This window comes from Collinsella sp. AM16-21 (assembly GCF_003471905.1).
Classification (GTDB): Bacteria; Actinomycetota; Coriobacteriia; order Coriobacteriales; family Coriobacteriaceae; genus Collinsella.
In genome coordinates this window covers 350-17,638 of record NZ_QRKJ01000006.1, presented here as the reverse complement: position 1 = coordinate 17,638, position 17,289 = coordinate 350, and the positions used below count along the sequence as shown (strand labels likewise).

11 protein-coding genes are annotated in these 17,289 nt (G+C 58.0%); 4 read left to right on the top strand and 7 right to left on the bottom strand.

Annotation, left to right across the window (positions count from 1 at the left end):
- Positions 1-85: 85 nt before the first annotated feature.
- The 4 genes from uvrC to uvrA all read right to left on the bottom strand — a co-directional run bounded on the left by uvrC (position 86) and on the right by uvrA (position 7,231).
- Positions 86-2,026: an excinuclease ABC subunit UvrC gene (uvrC, locus tag DW180_RS04410; protein ID WP_369831517.1), complete on the bottom strand. Its 1,941-nt coding sequence runs from the start codon at positions 2,024-2,026 to the stop codon at positions 86-88.
- A gap of 6 nt (positions 2,027-2,032) precedes the next feature.
- Positions 2,033-3,613: a murein biosynthesis integral membrane protein MurJ gene (murJ, locus tag DW180_RS04405; protein WP_117564878.1), complete on the bottom strand. Its 1,581-nt coding sequence runs from the start codon at positions 3,611-3,613 to the stop codon at positions 2,033-2,035.
- Between the two features lie 105 nt (positions 3,614-3,718).
- Positions 3,719-4,219, bottom strand: a complete 501-nt coding sequence (gene ybaK / locus DW180_RS04400; RefSeq protein WP_089573609.1) for a Cys-tRNA(Pro) deacylase — start codon at positions 4,217-4,219, stop codon at positions 3,719-3,721.
- A 132-nt stretch (positions 4,220-4,351) separates the two neighbouring features.
- Positions 4,352-7,231, bottom strand: a complete 2,880-nt coding sequence (gene uvrA / locus DW180_RS04395; RefSeq protein ID WP_117848723.1) for an excinuclease ABC subunit UvrA — start codon at positions 7,229-7,231, stop codon at positions 4,352-4,354.
- 193 nt (positions 7,232-7,424) lie between these two features.
- Here uvrA and DW180_RS04390 point away from each other — a divergent pair, with 193 nt between their 5' ends.
- From DW180_RS04390 to DW180_RS04375, 4 genes are all read left to right on the top strand, one after another.
- Entirely contained in the window at positions 7,425-9,578 is a 2,154-nt protein-coding gene (locus DW180_RS04390; protein WP_158570927.1) for an LTA synthase family protein, read from the top strand.
- Between the two features lie 145 nt (positions 9,579-9,723).
- Positions 9,724-10,554 carry an Mrp/NBP35 family ATP-binding protein gene (locus DW180_RS04385; protein WP_118237634.1) on the top strand — a complete coding sequence of 277 codons (831 nt, stop codon included), beginning with the start codon at positions 9,724-9,726 and terminating at the stop codon, positions 10,552-10,554.
- The gene (locus DW180_RS04380) at positions 10,555-11,826 is read left to right on the top strand and encodes an NAD(P)/FAD-dependent oxidoreductase (protein ID WP_118237632.1); all 1,272 of its coding nucleotides are present in this window, start codon (positions 10,555-10,557) and stop codon (positions 11,824-11,826) included.
- Positions 11,827-11,905: 79 nt separating this feature from the next.
- Entirely contained in the window at positions 11,906-13,546 is a 1,641-nt protein-coding gene (locus tag DW180_RS04375; RefSeq protein ID WP_118237630.1) for an NAD(P)/FAD-dependent oxidoreductase, read from the top strand.
- Positions 13,547-13,611: 65 nt separating this feature from the next.
- Here DW180_RS04375 and uvrB read toward each other — a convergent pair whose 3' ends face one another.
- Genes uvrB through coaE form a run of 3 tightly spaced genes read right to left on the bottom strand, consistent with a single transcriptional unit; the run spans position 13,612 to position 17,119 of the window.
- Complete coding sequence (gene uvrB, locus DW180_RS04370; protein ID WP_118237628.1) at positions 13,612-15,852, bottom strand: excinuclease ABC subunit UvrB; 2,241 nt, start codon at positions 15,850-15,852, stop codon at positions 13,612-13,614.
- Between the two features lie 51 nt (positions 15,853-15,903).
- Positions 15,904-16,485, bottom strand: coding sequence for a lytic transglycosylase domain-containing protein (locus tag DW180_RS04365; RefSeq protein WP_118237626.1), 582 nt, complete (start codon positions 16,483-16,485; stop codon positions 15,904-15,906).
- On the bottom strand, positions 16,478-17,119 hold the full coding sequence (gene coaE / locus DW180_RS04360) for a dephospho-CoA kinase (RefSeq protein WP_118237624.1): 642 nt from the start codon (positions 17,117-17,119) through the stop codon (positions 16,478-16,480). The genes DW180_RS04365 and coaE overlap by 8 nt, the downstream gene beginning before the upstream one ends.
- Positions 17,120-17,289 lie beyond the last annotated feature (170 nt).

The window sequence follows — 17,289 nt, the reverse complement described above, 5'->3', positions numbered from 1 at the left end:
TAAAACCCGAAATCGGCTGGTAATCGCCGTGAAATACATGATTGAAAATCACGCAATCATGTATATCAGTGGTTTAGAGGCGTGTTTAGTTTTCGGATTGCTTTGCCGCCGCCTCGGCGCGCTCGGCATTCCATGCAACGAGCGCCTCGTGAACCGCTTTGGCGACATCGGCAGGAATGCCTCGAACTTCCGCGATCTCTTGCTCGCTCGCCGCGCGCAAACGCTTCATCGAGCCAAAATGGCGCATAAGGGCACGTTTTCTGGTGGGTCCCACGCCTGGAACGTCATCGAGTACCGAAACCGTCATGGCTTTATCGCGCAATTCGCGATGGAACGTGATGGCAAAACGGTGCGATTCATCGCGCACCTGTTTAATTAGATAGAGCGACGCGGACCCGGTCGGCAGCACGACTGGAGTCTCGTCCCAAGGTACGAAAACCTCCTCATCGGCCTTTGCCAAGCCACAAACTGGTATATCGAGCCCAAGAGACTCAAGTTGCTTGATCGCAGCGGTCAATTGCGGCTTACCGCCATCGACAACGAGCAAATCGGGGCGCGAGCCAAAGCGCTCGTCGGCCATACGCTCTGGAGCATAACGTCGTCCCAAAACCTCGGACATCGACACGAAGTCGTTTGCCTCGTCCAATTCGGCCTGAATTTTAAAACGACGATACTGACTCTTGTCGGCGCGCCCGTTGGTAAACACCACCATCGAGGCGACCGTGAAGGTGCCATGCAGTGTAGAGATATCGAAGCACTCGATACGCAACGGCGGCGATGGCAGCGCCAACGCACTTTCGAGCTCCAGGAGCGCTTGATTGGTGCGGTCGTCAGCGTACCCCGTTCGCATCATGTAGCGCATGAGAGCATGGCGCGCATTTTTGGATGCCATATCGAGCAGACGGTGCTTTTCGCCACGCTGCGGCCTATGGAGATGGCAGGAACGCTCACGCTTGCCCGCAAGCCACTCCCCCAGCGCCTCCGCATCCTCAAGCTCGACGGAAAGGTTGACCTCAGCTGGAATATCAGCCGTCTCGTCGTAATAGCGCTTAAGAAAGCCCGACTGGAGCTCTTCCTCGTCAACATCAAGACCCTTGTCGAGAATGAACTCGCAGGTGCGAACTGTTCGGCCCTCGCGAACGACGAAGACGCAAGCGGCGGAGATGGTCTCCTCGCGATAGAAACCGATGACATCTATATCGACACTGGAGGGAAAAACGACTTGCTGACGATCGTCCAGACCCCTGATGACCTCCAAACGACGTTTGACGCGTGCCGCGCGCTCAAAGTCGAGCGCCTCAGCGGCATCCGTCATCTCGGAGGTCAGCTCATCGACGACATCCTTGCGATGGCCCGACAAAAAGCGCTCGACACGCTTGACGTTCTTGGCATAGTCTGCCGGGGAAATCGCGCCGACACACGCACCCGGGCCGCGCCCGACATGGTAGTCAAAGCAGGGGCGCCCGTTTTGCGCGCAAATCATATTGACGATGTCTTCCTCGCCCTTGTGGGACTCGACGATACGGCGACAACGACGCCACTCCGCACAGGATGCGGAGCAGATGGGGATAACCTTGCGCAGCGTATCTATCGTCTCACGTGCCGCGCGGCTATCGGTATAAGGTCCAAAATAGCGCGTTCCCGGCTTATGACGCTCACGCGTGTATTTGATAGCGGGATACAGGTCGCCCTTTGTAATGGCGATAAAGGGGTAGCTCTTGTCATCCTTGAGGTCGACGTTAAAGTACGGATGGTACTGACCAATCAAATTGCGCTCGAGCACCAACGCCTCGTGCTCGGTCTCCACCACGATATAGTCAAAGCTCGCCACCAGCTGCATCATCAGCGGGATCTTCTGGCGCTCGTCCTGCAGCGTCACGTACTGACGCATACGGGCGCGCAGGTTTTTCGCCTTGCCCACGTAGATGACATCGCCCTTGGCGTCTTTCCAAAGGTAGCAGCCGGGCTGCGTGGGAACGCGCGAAACCTGCTCGGCAAGCGTTGGAATGTTGTCGTGACCGGCCACGCGCACCTACTTGCGACGAATCAGCGCCGAGACCTCGGGCATCTTAAGGACGACGGCAAGGCCAAAGGTAACAGCAAGCGAGACGACACCCGCAACGCAAACGTAGCCAAGAGTAATCAGAATCGAGCCGCCAAGTGCCCCGACAAAGTGCTCAAGCGCCCACATGACGCCGGCGCCTGCGGCAGCACCCAGGCCACCGAGCAAAAGGCCAAAGAAACCGCCATGCAGGATAGATTTAACCTGAAGACCACGCAGACGACGACGCAGCCACCACAGCGAGCAACCGACCAAGATCACGTAGTCGACGACATACGAAAGCGCGATTGCCGGCATACCGAAGCCCAGCACAACGCCAAACAGCAGAACCGAGCCGGCCTGGCCGATGGCGGAATACAGACAATAGCGGCTATAGGGCTTCATGTCGAGCAAGGCAGAGAAGCTCTTCTGCATCAGCACGACCACGCCGTAGAGCGGCAGGGAAAGTGCCAGGTAGATAAGGAACTCCGACACCAGCGCCACACCGGACTCATCGAACTTGCCAGCGCAGTAGATCATGTTGAGCGGACGCGCGAAGACAATCAGGTACAGCGCGAATGGAATCAGGAAGAACAGCATCTGGGCGACGCCACGCGAAATGCCCGTGCGGACGCTGTCGTAATCCTTCTCCTGTGCGTCGTGAGAGAGCTCGGTATAGAGCGCCGTCGAAAGCGAGGCGGCAATCAGCGCGTAGGGCAGCGTGTACCACAGGCGCGCATAGGCGATGACGGAAGGACCAGTCTCGGGCTGGACCACCAGCGCAGCAGCGTTGGTGATAGAAGTCGAGACAAACATGCACACCGTGGCGAGCAGCGTCGGGATACCGAGCGCAATCGTCTGGCGCAGTGCGGGGTCCTTAAAGTCGATATGGATATGGGGATGCACGCCGTGCTTGCCAAGCGCGGGGATCTGACATGCCATCTGAACAAAGACACCGAGGGTCGTACCGGCCGCAATCAAGATGATGCCGGCACGTTCGCCAAACTGTGCGGACACGGGCGCAAAGCCCATAAAGCTCGCAATGACGATCACATTGTTGAGGACCGGGGCAAACGTCGACCAGAAGTAGTCGCGGTGTGCGTTGAGGACGCCCGAAAACACCGAGCCCAAACCATAAAACAGAATCTGGATGGCAAAGAAACGGAACATGAACGCAGCGGTATCCATGCTGCCGCCGTCACCCGAAAGGAACGATTGCGTCCAGATAAAGCCCGGGGCGAACACGGTCCCCAGCAACGAAATGCCACCCAGCACCAATAGCAGAATACCGAGCAGGTTGCCCACGTACTCGTTAGAGGCCTCGCGACCCTGCTCACGCCTCACGCCCATGTACACGGGCAAAAACGCCGTCACGAGCATGCCGCCCATCACGAGTTCGTAGAGCATATTGGGCAGATTGTTGGCGACCTGATAGGAAGACGAGAGCAGCGACATGCCGATAGCGGCCGCCATTGCCCACGTGCGGATAAAACCGGTGACGCGAGACACGATGGTCAGGATGGTCATAAGCCCGGCGGAACGACCAACCGTGGAGTAGTCCGACGAGCCCATGTCGTCAGTGTCGTCTCGCGACGAAGAAGCTTCGGATGAGGGTGTCTGAGGCGCAGATTCTTTTGCAAAATGAGCTCCGCACTTCAATTCTTCCTGCGGCATCGCTCAGTCCTCTCTCGTAATCGGAGCGACCGTCGCCCCGCAAAATGCAATTAAATCATCAGGTGCAAGCTCAAGCTGATAACCACGCTTGCCTCCCGAAATAAAAATGGTATCCCAAAGGACACATGTCTCATCAATGAGCGTCCGGTAGCGTTTTTTCATACCGACCGGACTGCAGCCGCCGCGAACGTAGCCAGTCGCCGCAAGCAAATCCTTCACATGCATCATGGCCAAGGACTTCTCCCCCGCGGCACGCGCGGCGGACTTTAGATCGAGCTCGTCGGCAACAGGGATGCAGCACACGACATGGTCGTTGGACGGCGTCACGCAGACCAAGGTCTTAAATCCTTGTCCGGGCTCCTCGCCAAGCTGCTCCGAAATCGCGACCCCCAGGCCCGCCGACTCATCACCATCGTCTTCGTACGTATGTAGAACATAGGAAATGCCGGCGCTTTCCAGCTCGCGCATCGCATTGGTTTTTGGCGTCTTTACAGCCTTTGCCATGGCATATCCTTTCCCTCGCATTCGGACGCAAAGATTAAGTATATGTCCAATTCGGCTGCATACGTCACTTCGACACAGCAAGCGCCATCGAATCACAAGGAGTCGATGGCGCCCATAAACTGAATCGCCTATTTATTGAGCATCAAGTTGAGCCTGACGCTCCCGGTCACGCCTGAGCAACGGCGCTAAAAACTTGCCCGTATAACTCTGCGGACAGTCCGCAACCTGCTCCGGTGTGCCCGAAACCACGACGGTTCCGCCGCCGTTACCGCCCTCGGGGCCCATATCGATCAGGCGGTCGGCAACCTTGATGACATCAAGGTTGTGTTCAATCACCAGCACCGTGTTGCCCGCATCGACCAAGCGCTGCAGCACATCGAGCAGCTGGCGGACGTCCTCAAAATGAAGGCCGGTCGTCGGCTCATCCAAAATATAGAACGTCTTGCCCGTCTGGCGTCGATGAAGCTCCTTGGCGAGCTTCACACGCTGCGCCTCGCCGCCCGAGAGCGTCGTAGCGGGCTGGCCCAGGCTCACGTAGCCCAAGCCTACATCGTACAGCGTCTGGAGCTTGCGCTTAATCTGCGGGATATTCCCAAAGAAGGCCAGTGCCTCGGTGACGCTCATGTCGAGCACGTCCGAGATGGTCTTACCACGGTAGGTGACCTCAAGCGTCTCGCGGTTATAGCGTTTGCCGCCGCAGACCTCACAGGGGACATAGATATCGGGAAGGAAGTGCATCTCGATCTTAATTTGTCCGTCGCCCTTGCATGCTTCGCAGCGACCGCCGCTCACGTTAAAGGAGAAACGTCCCGGCGAGTAGCCACGCGCCTTCGACTCCGGCGTACTCGCAAACAGCGCGCGAAGATCATCCCACAGGCCAATGTACGTAGCAGGGTTGGAACGCGGCGTGCGACCAATCGGCGACTGGTCGATATCGATCACCTTATCGATACACTCGATGCCCTCGATTTTCTTATACGGACCCACAGGGCGCGTCGAACGGTGAATGGCATTCGTAAGGGCAGGTGCGATGGTGTCGGTAACCAGGGAGCTCTTACCCGATCCCGACACGCCGGTAACGACCGTAAGCGTACCAAACTCGATCTTGGCGGTAACGTTTTTGAGGTTGTTGGCGCGGGCGCCCGTGATCTTAAGGCAGCCGCGACCGGGCTTGCGGCGTTCATCGGGAACCCGAATCATTCGCTTGCCGGTCAGGTAGGCACCCGTCATCGAATCGGGGCACGCCATGATATCGGCAGGCGTTCCCGCGGCGACCACGTGTCCGCCGTTCACGCCCGCACCGGGGCCCATGTCGATCACATAGTCGGCAGCACGAATCGTATCCTCATCATGCTCGACGACGATGACGGTATTGCCGATATCGCGTAGGCGCTCAAGCGTCTTGATCAGGCGCTCGTTATCGCGCTGATGGAGGCCGATCGACGGCTCGTCCAAAATGTACAGCACACCCATGAGGCCGGCGCCGATCTGCGTTGCCAGGCGAATGCGCTGGGCCTCGCCTCCGGAAAGCGTCGCCGAGGCACGGTCGAGGGTCAGATAGTCGAGTCCGACATCGACCAGAAAGCGCAGGCGCTCCAGGATTTCCTTAACGATGCGCCCGCCGATAAATTGTTGGCGCTCGGTAAGCTCCAAGCCCTCAAAAAACTCGAGCGACTCGCGGCACGATAGGCAACAGACCTCGTAAATGGACTTACCGCCTACGGTAACAGCGAGCATCTCGGGGCGCAAACGAGCGCCGTGGCAGCTCGAGCACGGCTCCTCGCGGATGTACTTCTCCAAGCGCGCCTTGGTGTTCTCATTCGTCGTCTCGGTATAGCGCTCGTACAGGATATTGCGCACGCCCGAGAACTTGGTGTCCCACTGGCTGCGGCGCCCATCGAGCTTTTGATAGTCGACCGAAATCTTCTGGTCGCCCATGCCGTCTAAAAACGCGCGACGCACCCGCGGAGGCAGATCCTTCCACGGCGTATCGACGCTCACCTTAAAGTGTTTGCAGACCGCAGCGAAAATCTGCGGATAGTAGTTAGAGTTGCCAAACAGGCTGCCAAAGACCCCGTCGGCGATCGACTTCGAGGGGTCTTCGATTAGGGCCTCGGCATCGACCGTCTTCTTAAAGCCCAGGCCATCGCACTCTGGGCACGCGCCATAGGGCGCGTTGAACGAGAAATCACGCGGCTGCAGGTCATCGATGGAGTGCCCATGCTCCGGGCACGCTAACGCCAGCGAATACTCCAGCAACTCGCCTTCGGTCCCCTCGGGAGCGTCGCGGTCGGGCAGCAAGTATACGTTCACATTGCCGTGCGCCAGCGCGGTCGCCTGCTCAACAGACTCGGCGATACGGCCCAGAGAGTTCTCACGGATCACGATGCGGTCGACCACGACCTCGATATCGTGCTTGAACTTCTTGTCCAGATCGATCGGATCGTCGAGCGAGCGCACTTCACCGTCGACACGCACGCGGCTAAAGCCCTCGGCGCGAAGATCCTCAAACAGTTTGGTGTACTCGCCTTTTCGCCCGCGCACCACCGGTGCCAGCACAAACGCGCGGCGGCCCTCCCCCGCCGTCAAGACCTTGTCGGCAACCTGGTCGGTCGTCTGGCGCTCAATGACACGGCCGCATTCGGGACAGTGCGGGGTGCCCACACGGGCGAACAGCAGGCGCAGATAGTCATAAATCTCGGTTACGGTGCCAACCGTCGAGCGAGGGTTTTTAGACGTCGTCTTTTGGTCGATCGACACCGCCGGCGAAAGGCCGTCGATTGAATCCAAGTCGGGTTTGTCCATCTGTCCCAAGAACTGGCGCGCATAGCTCGAAAGACTCTCGACGTATCGACGCTGGCCCTCGGCATAGATAGTGTCAAATGCCAGCGAACTCTTGCCCGAGCCAGAAAGACCGGTAATGACCACGAGTTGGTCACGCGGAATGGAAACATCGATATCACGGAGGTTGTGCTCACGGGCGCCGCGAATAACGATAGAAGAATCAGACATGGAAGCTCCTTGCCTCCTATTGCATCGAATCATACTGCCGATGAGTTTAGCGCACTCGACGCGCACAGATGTTCGTAATACAAGATTCGCAGACCTTTAGCTTTGCGTATCGGGCGCTTTGTTTCTCGAAATGCCGTGGAAAGGTTACAGTAGTCTAATACTGAACTTAATTTGCTGTACCAGAGGAACGTCCATGACCGAAGATATCCCCCTTGAAATCACTTCGAGCGACATGGCCAATCTGCCCATATTCATCGCCGTCCTTATCGTGGCCGCCGTCGTCGTGCGCGTGTATTTTTCAATCAAACGCAACGAAAAGCCACCCATTGCCCGCGTCTTTTGGTGCGCGACGCTCCTCATCCCGCTCGGCGTGGCAGCTGCATGGGTTACGAATCAATTGCTCGTAAATGAGGGCAGCTCTCTATGGGTCCTTTCTTATTCGGCGCTCGGTGCTGCCGCCGTCATGCTTCTTGTCGAGCCCTTGGTTTCGGGACTTATCGACCAAACCGACCTTGCGACGGGAACGGTTGCCTGTATTTGCCGTGACATCCTTGTCATCGCCGCTGTTTCAGCGCTCTCGTTCGTTTCACTCGAAATTGCCTGCAACGAAACGTTCTATCGCATTCCCGCCAACTCATTCGGGTTTTCCGTCGGGCTGCTCGCGACGGTTCTGCTCTCCCTTTATTTGCTGGGACAGCGTCATGGAGGCGTCATGGCCCTCGTGCCCGTCGTCTGCTGCATCCTTGGCATTGCCGAGCACTTCGTCATAACGTTTAAAGGCGAAGCCATCCTGCCAAGCGATATCTTGGCCCTTGGCACCGCAATGGAAGTGAGCGAGGGATACGAGTTTACCTTTACCGCCGGAATCGTAACCTCTCTCGCCCTGCTGGAGATTTCCCTGGGGCTTCTTTCGCTCATCCGACCGCGAAAGCTCCGTACGCCCACCCATGTCTTCCCCGCTATCGCCTCTAACCTCTGTGCTTTTCTGCTAGTGACCGTTGTGGGGCTCTCAGGCTTTTCCAACATCGACTTGGAGCAGGCGCTGGATTTTGGATTTGACCGTTGGCAGCCCATCACCACGTATGCGTCTCAGGGTTTTATCACTTCGTTCACCGAAATGGTCAACGAGTTGCCCATTGAGAAGCCCAAAGACTATACGCCCGATGAGGCGCAGAGCATCGAGCAGGAGCTCGCCGCCGTCTACGACAGCACATATGGCTCGAGCGAACAGCGCGCGGCGGCCGTTGCCCAGTTCAATGAAATCAAGCCGACGATTGTTGCCGTCATGAACGAGAGTTTTAGCGACCTTTCGTGCTTTGAGCAGCTCCAGACGGACGGGTACACCGGCCCCGCATTCTACAACTCGCTTCCCGACACACTTGTTCGCGGCACCATGCTCGCTTCGGTCGCCGGTGGCGGAACGGCGAACTCCGAATTCGAATTTTTGACCGGAGCGACAACGGCCTTTGTCGGATTAGGCAAAATCCCCTATCAGCTGTATCAGATGAATGGCGTCAACAGCCTGGCAAAGGACCTTAAAGAGCTTGGGTATACCGCTACCGCTATGCACCCGCAAAACCCCGTCAACTACCATCGAGATAAAATCTATCAGCAGCTGGGCTTTGGAGACTTTCTTTCAATCGGCGATTTCGAAGGTGCGCCCTATTACCATGCCGGCGTATGCGACTACGCCACCTACGACAAGATACTCGACCTGCTTAGAACTAACGAAGCCCCGCAGTTCATCTTTGACGTCACGATGCAAAATCACGGCGGCTACGACTATGGCACCGTTCCCGCCGAAGAGCTGACAAACTATTGGGTCGAGGGAGCCAGTGAGGGTGCCAACAGCGCGCTCAACACCTATCTCACCTGCATCAACGCATCCGACCGGGACCTCGAGTACTTTATCAACGAGCTCCGCAATATCGGCAGACCGGTTGTTCTTGTCTTTTTTGGCGACCATCAGCCGAGCGCCGCAACGACTCTCAACGACGAGCTGTACCCTCAGGAAGATACGGCAAGCCACGCTTTCCGTATCTATCAGTCGACATATCTCGTCTGGGCTAACTATGAGATCGCCGGCAATACCGAGCTCAACGTCTACGACACCGTCGGGGCAAACGAGATTGCAGCCATTACCCTTAATAAGATCGGCGCCCCGCTCACCAATTACCAAAAGGCCCTGCTTGCGACAAGGTCAGATGTGCCCACCATCAATGTCGCCGGCTATCTCGGTGCCGACGGGCTGCGCTACGACTTGGAATCGAAAGACAGCCCCTACGCCTCGACGATCGACAAGCTGCAGCGCATGCAATACCTCGAGTTCGCCAGCAAAGTTCAGTAAGCCCGCCCATTCGCTTGGGCCCATCGTATTGCAAGCACGCTCGGCCCAAACGCATCGCAAATGACTCCCGCTCGCAAACGAGGGTACAATGACGCTCGTGTCACATCGCGGGGCCCCGGCCCCAGCATATACAAAGGAGTCATACATGGGTTGCGAACACGCACAGGCCGCCGGCGGGCAAACGTCGCCGTCGCAATTTGAGGAGAATACGCTGTCCGAGGTCAAGCGCGTTATCGCCGTGCTTTCCGGCAAGGGCGGCGTCGGCAAGTCATTCGTCACCGGCGCCATCGCCACGGAGCTTTCCCGCCACAGTCACAAGGTCGGCGTCCTCGATGCCGATATTACCGGCCCCTCTATCCCTAAGATGTTCGGCATGAGCGGACGTCACGTCCATGCCCTCGGCAACCTTATGCTTCCCGAAATCTCCGAGCACGGCGTTAAGGTTATGAGCTCTAACCTGCTACTCCAAAACGAAACCGACCCCGTCCTTTGGCGCGGTCCGGTTATCGCGGGTGCCATCAGGCAGTTCTGGAGCGAAACCTCATGGGGCCCCATTGACTACCTGCTGGTCGACATGCCTCCGGGAACGGGCGACGTCGCCCTCACCGTCTTCCAGTCGCTGCCCGTCGATGGCATCGTCATCGTCACGAGCCCGCAGGATCTGGTCTCGATGATCGTCGCCAAGGCGGTCAACATGGCCGAGAAGATGAACGTCCCCATTCTGGGAATCGTCGAAAACATGAGCTATATCGAGTGCCCCGATTGCGACAAGAAGATCGAAGTCTTTGGCAAGAGCAAGCTCCCCGAGGTCGCCGAGCGTTACAACCTCGAGATCCTAGGGCAGCTTCCCATCAATCCGGCACTCGCCGAGGCTTGCGATAAGGGCGAGGTTGAGACCGCACTGCCCGCACACATGCTGCCCCAGGCCGTCTCTGCCGTCGAGGCCATTGCCCCGCACGAGACCGCCGAGGCCTAAGTGAACGCGAGCGCCTTCTATGACGTCCTGGTAATCGGCGGCGGGGCCTCGGGTCTCGCCGCCGCCGTTACGGCCGCACGCGCAGGCAAAAGCGCCTGCATCGTTGAGCGCGATGTTGCCTGCGGCCTTAAACTTCTTGCGACCGGCAACGGCCGCTGCAACCTTTCCAACGAATCAATTGATTTCCAGCGGTACAACCACCCCGCATTCGTCGAATCCGTCATGGGTCCCCAGCCTGAGCAAGAGCTCGGCAGTTTCTTCTCCTCGCTGGGCATCATGACGACCTCCGAGGAGGGCCGGCTGTATCCGCGCTCCCTTCGTGCCGAATCGGTGCGCGATGCGCTTCTCAACGCTTGCAATCGTCTGGGTATCACTTTGATCTGTGGAGCAAACGTTGTCTCGGCATTTAAAGCCCCCGAGGGCTGGGCGCTCCAAATAGACCGTCCCGCGCGAGCACTCAAGGCAAAAAAGCACGACGACCGAAAATCGGAACTCCGCTCGCTTCGGAAGGCACTCGCCGACACCCCTCGCACGAACGAGACGCTGCAGGCAAAGGCCGTAATTATCGCTACGGGCGGCAGCCCTGCCGACATCGCGAAGACGTTCAATCTTCCCCTCACCCCGCAACACCCCGTCCTCTGCCCTGTGTCGGCATCGGTCTTCGGCGACCAGACTGCGCTCAAGACGCTGGATGGCCTGCGCGTTCGCGCCCGTTTGACGCTCACCCGCAATCACGAGGAGCTCTGGCACGAAGACGGCGAAGTGCTCTTCCGAACCTTTGGCATCTCGGGCGTTGCCGCCTTTAACCTCTCCCGTCGCGTCCAGCGCGGCGACACGATCCTGCTCGACGTTTTCCCCGACCTCTCCAAAGACGAGTTACTCGATATGCTCAACCAGCGAGTTGAGTTGCTCGGCGGCTTTTCGCCCCGCGACCCCCACTGGCTCGACGGCATGCTCGCCCCGCAGCTCTCTCACGTTGTCTGCGCCGCATTCGAACAGTGCCACCCCGGGTCGTACGACGTCATCCATCTGGTCTCAATCCTCAAGCACTTTAAGCTGCTCGTCGAGGGAACGACAGAGGAGCGTTCAGCCCAGGTCACGCGCGGCGGCGTGCCCATCGAAAGCGTCTCAGCTCCCGACCTCTGCGTGAGCAACGCGGCAGGCGCCCCACTTTACATCTGTGGCGAGGCGCTTGACATCGATGCCGATTGTGGCGGTTTCAACCTTGCGTGGGCTTGGATCTCGGGCATTCGCGCTGCAAGCAGCCTATAGCCGCGCAGTCTATAATCAAAACGCATTCGGGCCGTCTGGGACACCGGGCGGCCTCTTTCTTGCATCTAAGGAGACCTCGATGATCGAAATCACCCAAGTCACTGCGTCGCTCGATGAGGCCGGCGATGAAAAAGCTTGCCTCATCGTTGGCAAGCGAGTCGTCAAACGCGTCCTACGTTGCAAAGACTCCGAGATCAAGTCCATCGAGCTCCACCGCAAGTCCATCGATGCCCGCAAAAAACGAGACGTTCATTTCATCCTGAGCTTTCGTGTTGAGCTGACGAGCCCAGACATCGAGCAGACAGTGCTCGGCAGCGTGGCCGAGCGCGACCGCTCACGCGTGCGCACGATAGACGACAGTGAGCCTTCATTCCCCTCCCCCGTTTCCGGCGCACCCAAAGAGCGCCCTGTTGTCGTCGGCGCCGGATGCGCTGGCCTTTTCGCCGCACTCACCCTTGCCGAAGCGGGTCTGAAGCCCTTGCTCATCGAGCGCGGCGACCCCGCACTTCGCCGCTCGGAAGCGATTGACCTCTTTCTTAAGGAGCGCACCCTCGACCCCGAATGCAATATTCAATTTGGCCTGGGCGGCGCAGGGACCTTCTCGGACGGCAAGCTCAACACGGGAACCAAGAATCCCGCCCATCGACTGATTCTTGAGACCTTCGTCGAAGCGGGCTCACCTCGCGACATCCTGTGGGATGCCAAGCCGCACATTGGCTCCGACATCCTTCCCACGGTTGTCACCGCTATATCCCAGCGCATCGAGCAGCTCGGAGGTGTCGTCCGTTATCGAACAAAGCTCGTCAATATTCGAACCGATGGATCTGGCGCCATCACCGGCGTAGATGTCCAACCGCCCCAAGAAACCGCAAGCGAGACAATCGCCACAAAGCGCCTCATTCTCGCCTGCGGCCATTCCGCCCGCGACGTATTCGAGCTTCTCAAGGAGCATAACGTTGCCCTCGCGCAAAAGACCTTTGCCATGGGTGTGCGCATCGAGCATCCACAGCGCGACATCGACCGTGCCCAATATGGCCCTTCGGCGGGGCACCCGGCACTCGGAGCAGCCCCCTACAAGCTTGTCGCCCATCTCCCCAACGGCCGCAGCGTGTTCTCGTTTTGCATGTGCCCCGGCGGACAGGTTGTCGCGGCTTCTTCCGAGCAGGGCCATCTGTGCGTCAACGGCGCCAGCCTCAATGCCCGCGACGGGCACAACGCGAATGCCGCCCTACTCGTTAACGTCACACCTGACGACCTTCCCGGCGATGACCCGCTCGCAGGCATTGAACTCCAGCGCGCCTGCGAGCGAGCCGCCTATCGCCTGGGCGGCTCCAACTGGAACGCGCCGGCTCAGCTCGTCGGAGATTTCCTTGCTAGACGCGCCAGCACGGCACCCGGAAAGGTAAAACCAACCTATCCACTTGGCGTGACCTGGACGGCGATCGACGATGCCCTCCCGCAGCATATCGTCGAATCGCTTCGTTTGGGAATTCCCTTGCTCGGTAAGAAACTGCGTGGCTACGACCGCCCCGATGCGGTCCTCACTGGCGTGGAGACGCGTTCGAGCTCCCCGGTCACCGTTACCCGCGATCGAACATGCCACGCCGTGTCGACTCCGGGCCTTTACCCTTGCGGCGAGGGTGCCGGATATGCCGGCGGCATCATGAGTGCCGCCACCGACGGCATCCGTTGCGCTGAGGCGCTGATAGCAGACCTCTAGTGCACGAACTCCCGCGTCCGAACGATGCAGGCCCCGAGCTCCACAGGGAACTCGGGGCCTGTTTGCTACTTCCTGAATCGTGCACCCTGGCGTTTTCTGCCCGAAGCAAAGGTAGAGCCCTTGCGAGCCTGCGAACGCAAACGCTCGATCGTTTCGTCCTCAGATGCGCCCTCAAGCATCGCTCGAATCTGAACGACGGCATCGCGCAGACGTGCCGCCTCCTCAAAGTCCATGGCGGCGGAAGCGTTACGCATGTCTTCCTCCATGGTCTCGACAATCCGCACGAGCTCGTCATGCGGTAGCCCTTCCAGCTGCTCGGCAAGCGTCTGCTCGGGTGCCACCGTCTCCGGCACGGCGCCCTCACCGTTTTCGTCGGGTGTATAGAATGCGCCGTGACCCAGAGAGTCGCCCTTCGAGCGTCCCTTCGAGCCCACAGTCTTTTCGGCCTCGGCAATAAAGCTCGAAATGTCGTTGATAGCCTTGCGGACCGTCTTGGGCACAATGCCATGTTCTTCGTTATATGCCATCTGAATCTCGCGACGGCGCTGCGTCTCCTCGATGGCCTCTTTCATCGAATCGGTCACAACGTCCGCATACATGATGACTTCGCCATCGGCGTTACGGGCCGCGCGTCCAATCGTCTGAATCAGCGAACGGCGGTTGCGCAAGAAGCCTTCCTTATCGGCATCGAGAATTGCCACCAGTGAGACCTCGGGAAGGTCTAGGCCCTCGCGGAGCAGGTTGATGCCAACGAGAACATCGATCTTGCCCTCGCGCAGCGTTCGCAGGATCTCGACACGATCCATTGTCGCTGTATCAGAGTGCATGTAATTGACCTTAATGCCCGCATCAAGCAGATGGTCGGTCAGGTCCTCGGCCATGCGCTTGGTCAACGTGGTCACCAGCACGCGCTCCTTGCGGGCAACGCGCTCGCGAATCTCGTCCTCAAGATCGTCAATCTGCCCACGAACCGGACGCACATCGATCTTGGGGTCGAGCAGTCCGGTCGGACGAATGATCTGCTCAACGTCGTTCTGGCTAACCCGCAGCTCATAGTCGCCCGGCGTGGCCGAAACGTAGATGAACTGGGGAATCCTCGCCTCAAACTCATCGAAACGAAGCGGGCGGTTATCGAGTGCCGAAGGCAGACGAAAACCATGCTCCACCAGCGTCACCTTACGCGAGCGGTCGCCTTCGTGCATGCCGCGGATCTGCGGCACCGTTACATGGCTCTCGTCGATGATGCAGAGCATGTCCTTAGGAAAGTAATCGATCAGGGTAAACGGCGGCTCGCCCGGTTTTCGACCGTCCAGATGACGCGAGTAGTTCTCGATACCGTTACAAAAACCCATGGTCTCGAGCATCTCGAGATCATAGTCGGTGCGCTGCTGCAGACGCTGTGCCTCGAGCAGCTTATCAGTCGCCTTGAGCTCGGCCACACGCTTCTCGCACTCTTCGCTGATTGATTTCAGAGCCGCTTTGACCTTAGGCTTCTCAGTCACGTAGTGCGAGGCCGGCCACACGGGAATGGCCTCGTACTCACGCAGCATCTCGCCGGTGACCTCGTCGATCTCGGCAATCAGCTCGACCTCGTCGCCAAAGAACTCAAACCGCAACGGATGCTCGGCATAGGGCGGATACACGTCGACGACATCGCCGCGCACGCGGAAGGTACCACGTGCCAAATCATAGTCATTGCGATCGTACTGGATATCGATAAGCGCATGGATAAAGTCATCGCGCTCGAGCGGCACCTTCTTGTCGACGTTCGGCGCCAAGCCCGCATAGTCCTCGGGAGAACCGATGCCATAGATACACGAGACCGATGCGACGACGATCACGTCGCGTCGAGAAAGCAGCGATGCGGTCGCCTGATGTCGCAGCATCTCGACCTCTTCGTTAATCGAGGAATCCTTCTCGATATACGTATCACTCTGCGGTACATACGCCTCGGGCTGATAATAGTCGTAGTACGAGACGAAGTAGACCACGGCGTTGTTGGGAAAGAATTCCTTGAGCTCGCTCGCGAGCTGGGCGGCGAGGGTTTTATTGGGAGCCATGACCAGCGTCGGCTTACCGAGAGCTTCGATGGTCTTGGCCATGGTAAAGGTCTTGCCCGAACCAGTCACGCCCAGCAAAACCTGATAGCGATCTCCGTCCCTCACGCCCTTCACAAGCGACTCAATGGCCTTAGGCTGGGAACCAGCGGGCTCGTATGGAGACACGACCTCAAACGGCACCTCAGAGCCCTCAACGCCAAAACGTTTGAGCTCTCCTCCAACACGCTCAACTTCAAATTCCGCCATGGATACTCCTAACTCATATATCTGCAGTATACGCAGGCGGCAGGCATAGTCCTATACGAACCGATCGGGATAGAGGGTCTTGTAACGAACCCAGGCATTATTGACACGAATCAGATACGCCTGCGTCTCGGGAAAGGTGATTGCATTATGAAGCGACGTGCTCTGCTGCGCCCATCCGTCGACATTGCCCATGCCGGCGTTATAGGCGGCAATGGCGCTGTCAGTCGACCCGTTAAAATACGTTAGAAGATACGAAAAATACGCACAGCCAAACTCGATATTCGTAGCGGGATCGTTAAGATCGTCGGCTGAATACTCGCTGCCATCGACAAGACCCTTGGCAATCATATCTTGGGCAGTCTCGGGCATCAGCTGCATCAATCCCCGAGCGCCTTGATTCGACTCAGCCTCGGGATCCCAATTCGATTCCGACTTTATGACAGCACACACCAGAAAAGGATCAAGATTGTGCGAAATGCTCGATTGCTTTACATACGCCTCGTAGTCAATTGGATACAAAGGCTTAAAGAAGGCGGCAGGAGCATACGAGTAGACGAGCGAAATAAGGCCGAAGACGAACACAACGGCAAGTGGCGCCACGCGATACCACGTAAAGAAACGTGTCTTAGGCATCGGTCTCCTCCTTATCCGTTACATCCCCGAAGCCATGGCGCGCAAGCCATGCGTCAAGTTGTTCAAAGAGCGAATTATCGCCTGCCGCATTATCGATTACCGTCGTAGCGAGATGGCAAAGCGAAGCCTCATCAGGTTGGCATGCAGAGCGCGCATCAAAATCAGAGGACTCCATACCACGATGAATGGCACGCTCGCGACGAACTGCCAAAGGAGCACTGATAACCAGAATTTCATCAGCCAGGCCAAAAGCATCCTCAAACCCAGTCGGGGCAGAAACCTCGACAACAGCAAAGGGATAACGGGGGGACGAAACCGTGCAGCAAACCGGATCAAGAATCCTCAGTGACAGCTGTTCGATGAGAACCGGATGAACGATGCCGTTGAGCCGCGCAACTGTATCAGGAGAGGCGAAAGCTCGAGCAGCGAGTACATCGCGGCGAATGCCGCCCTCCCCGTCTAGAATGTCCCAACCGAATTCTTCCGCGAGGGCATTGACGATATCGGAGCCTGGCACATACAGCGATTTGGCAAGCTCGTCCAGATCGATAAGCATGGCGCCATGAGATTCGAGATAGCGGCAGGCAGTAGACTTACCCGAAGCTATATTGCCCAAGACAAATACGGTAAACATCAAGCCCTCCCTAACGCCAATGGGAGTTATTATCGCGCAAATACAAAAGAAGAACTCAAAATACAGCCAAACAGTAAGACAAGCTAAACGAAGGCGAGTTTGTTAGATCAGGCTTTAAACGCAAAAAAGGGGGAGGCCGCGAGGCCTCCCCCTTCTTCAAGTCTTGCGAC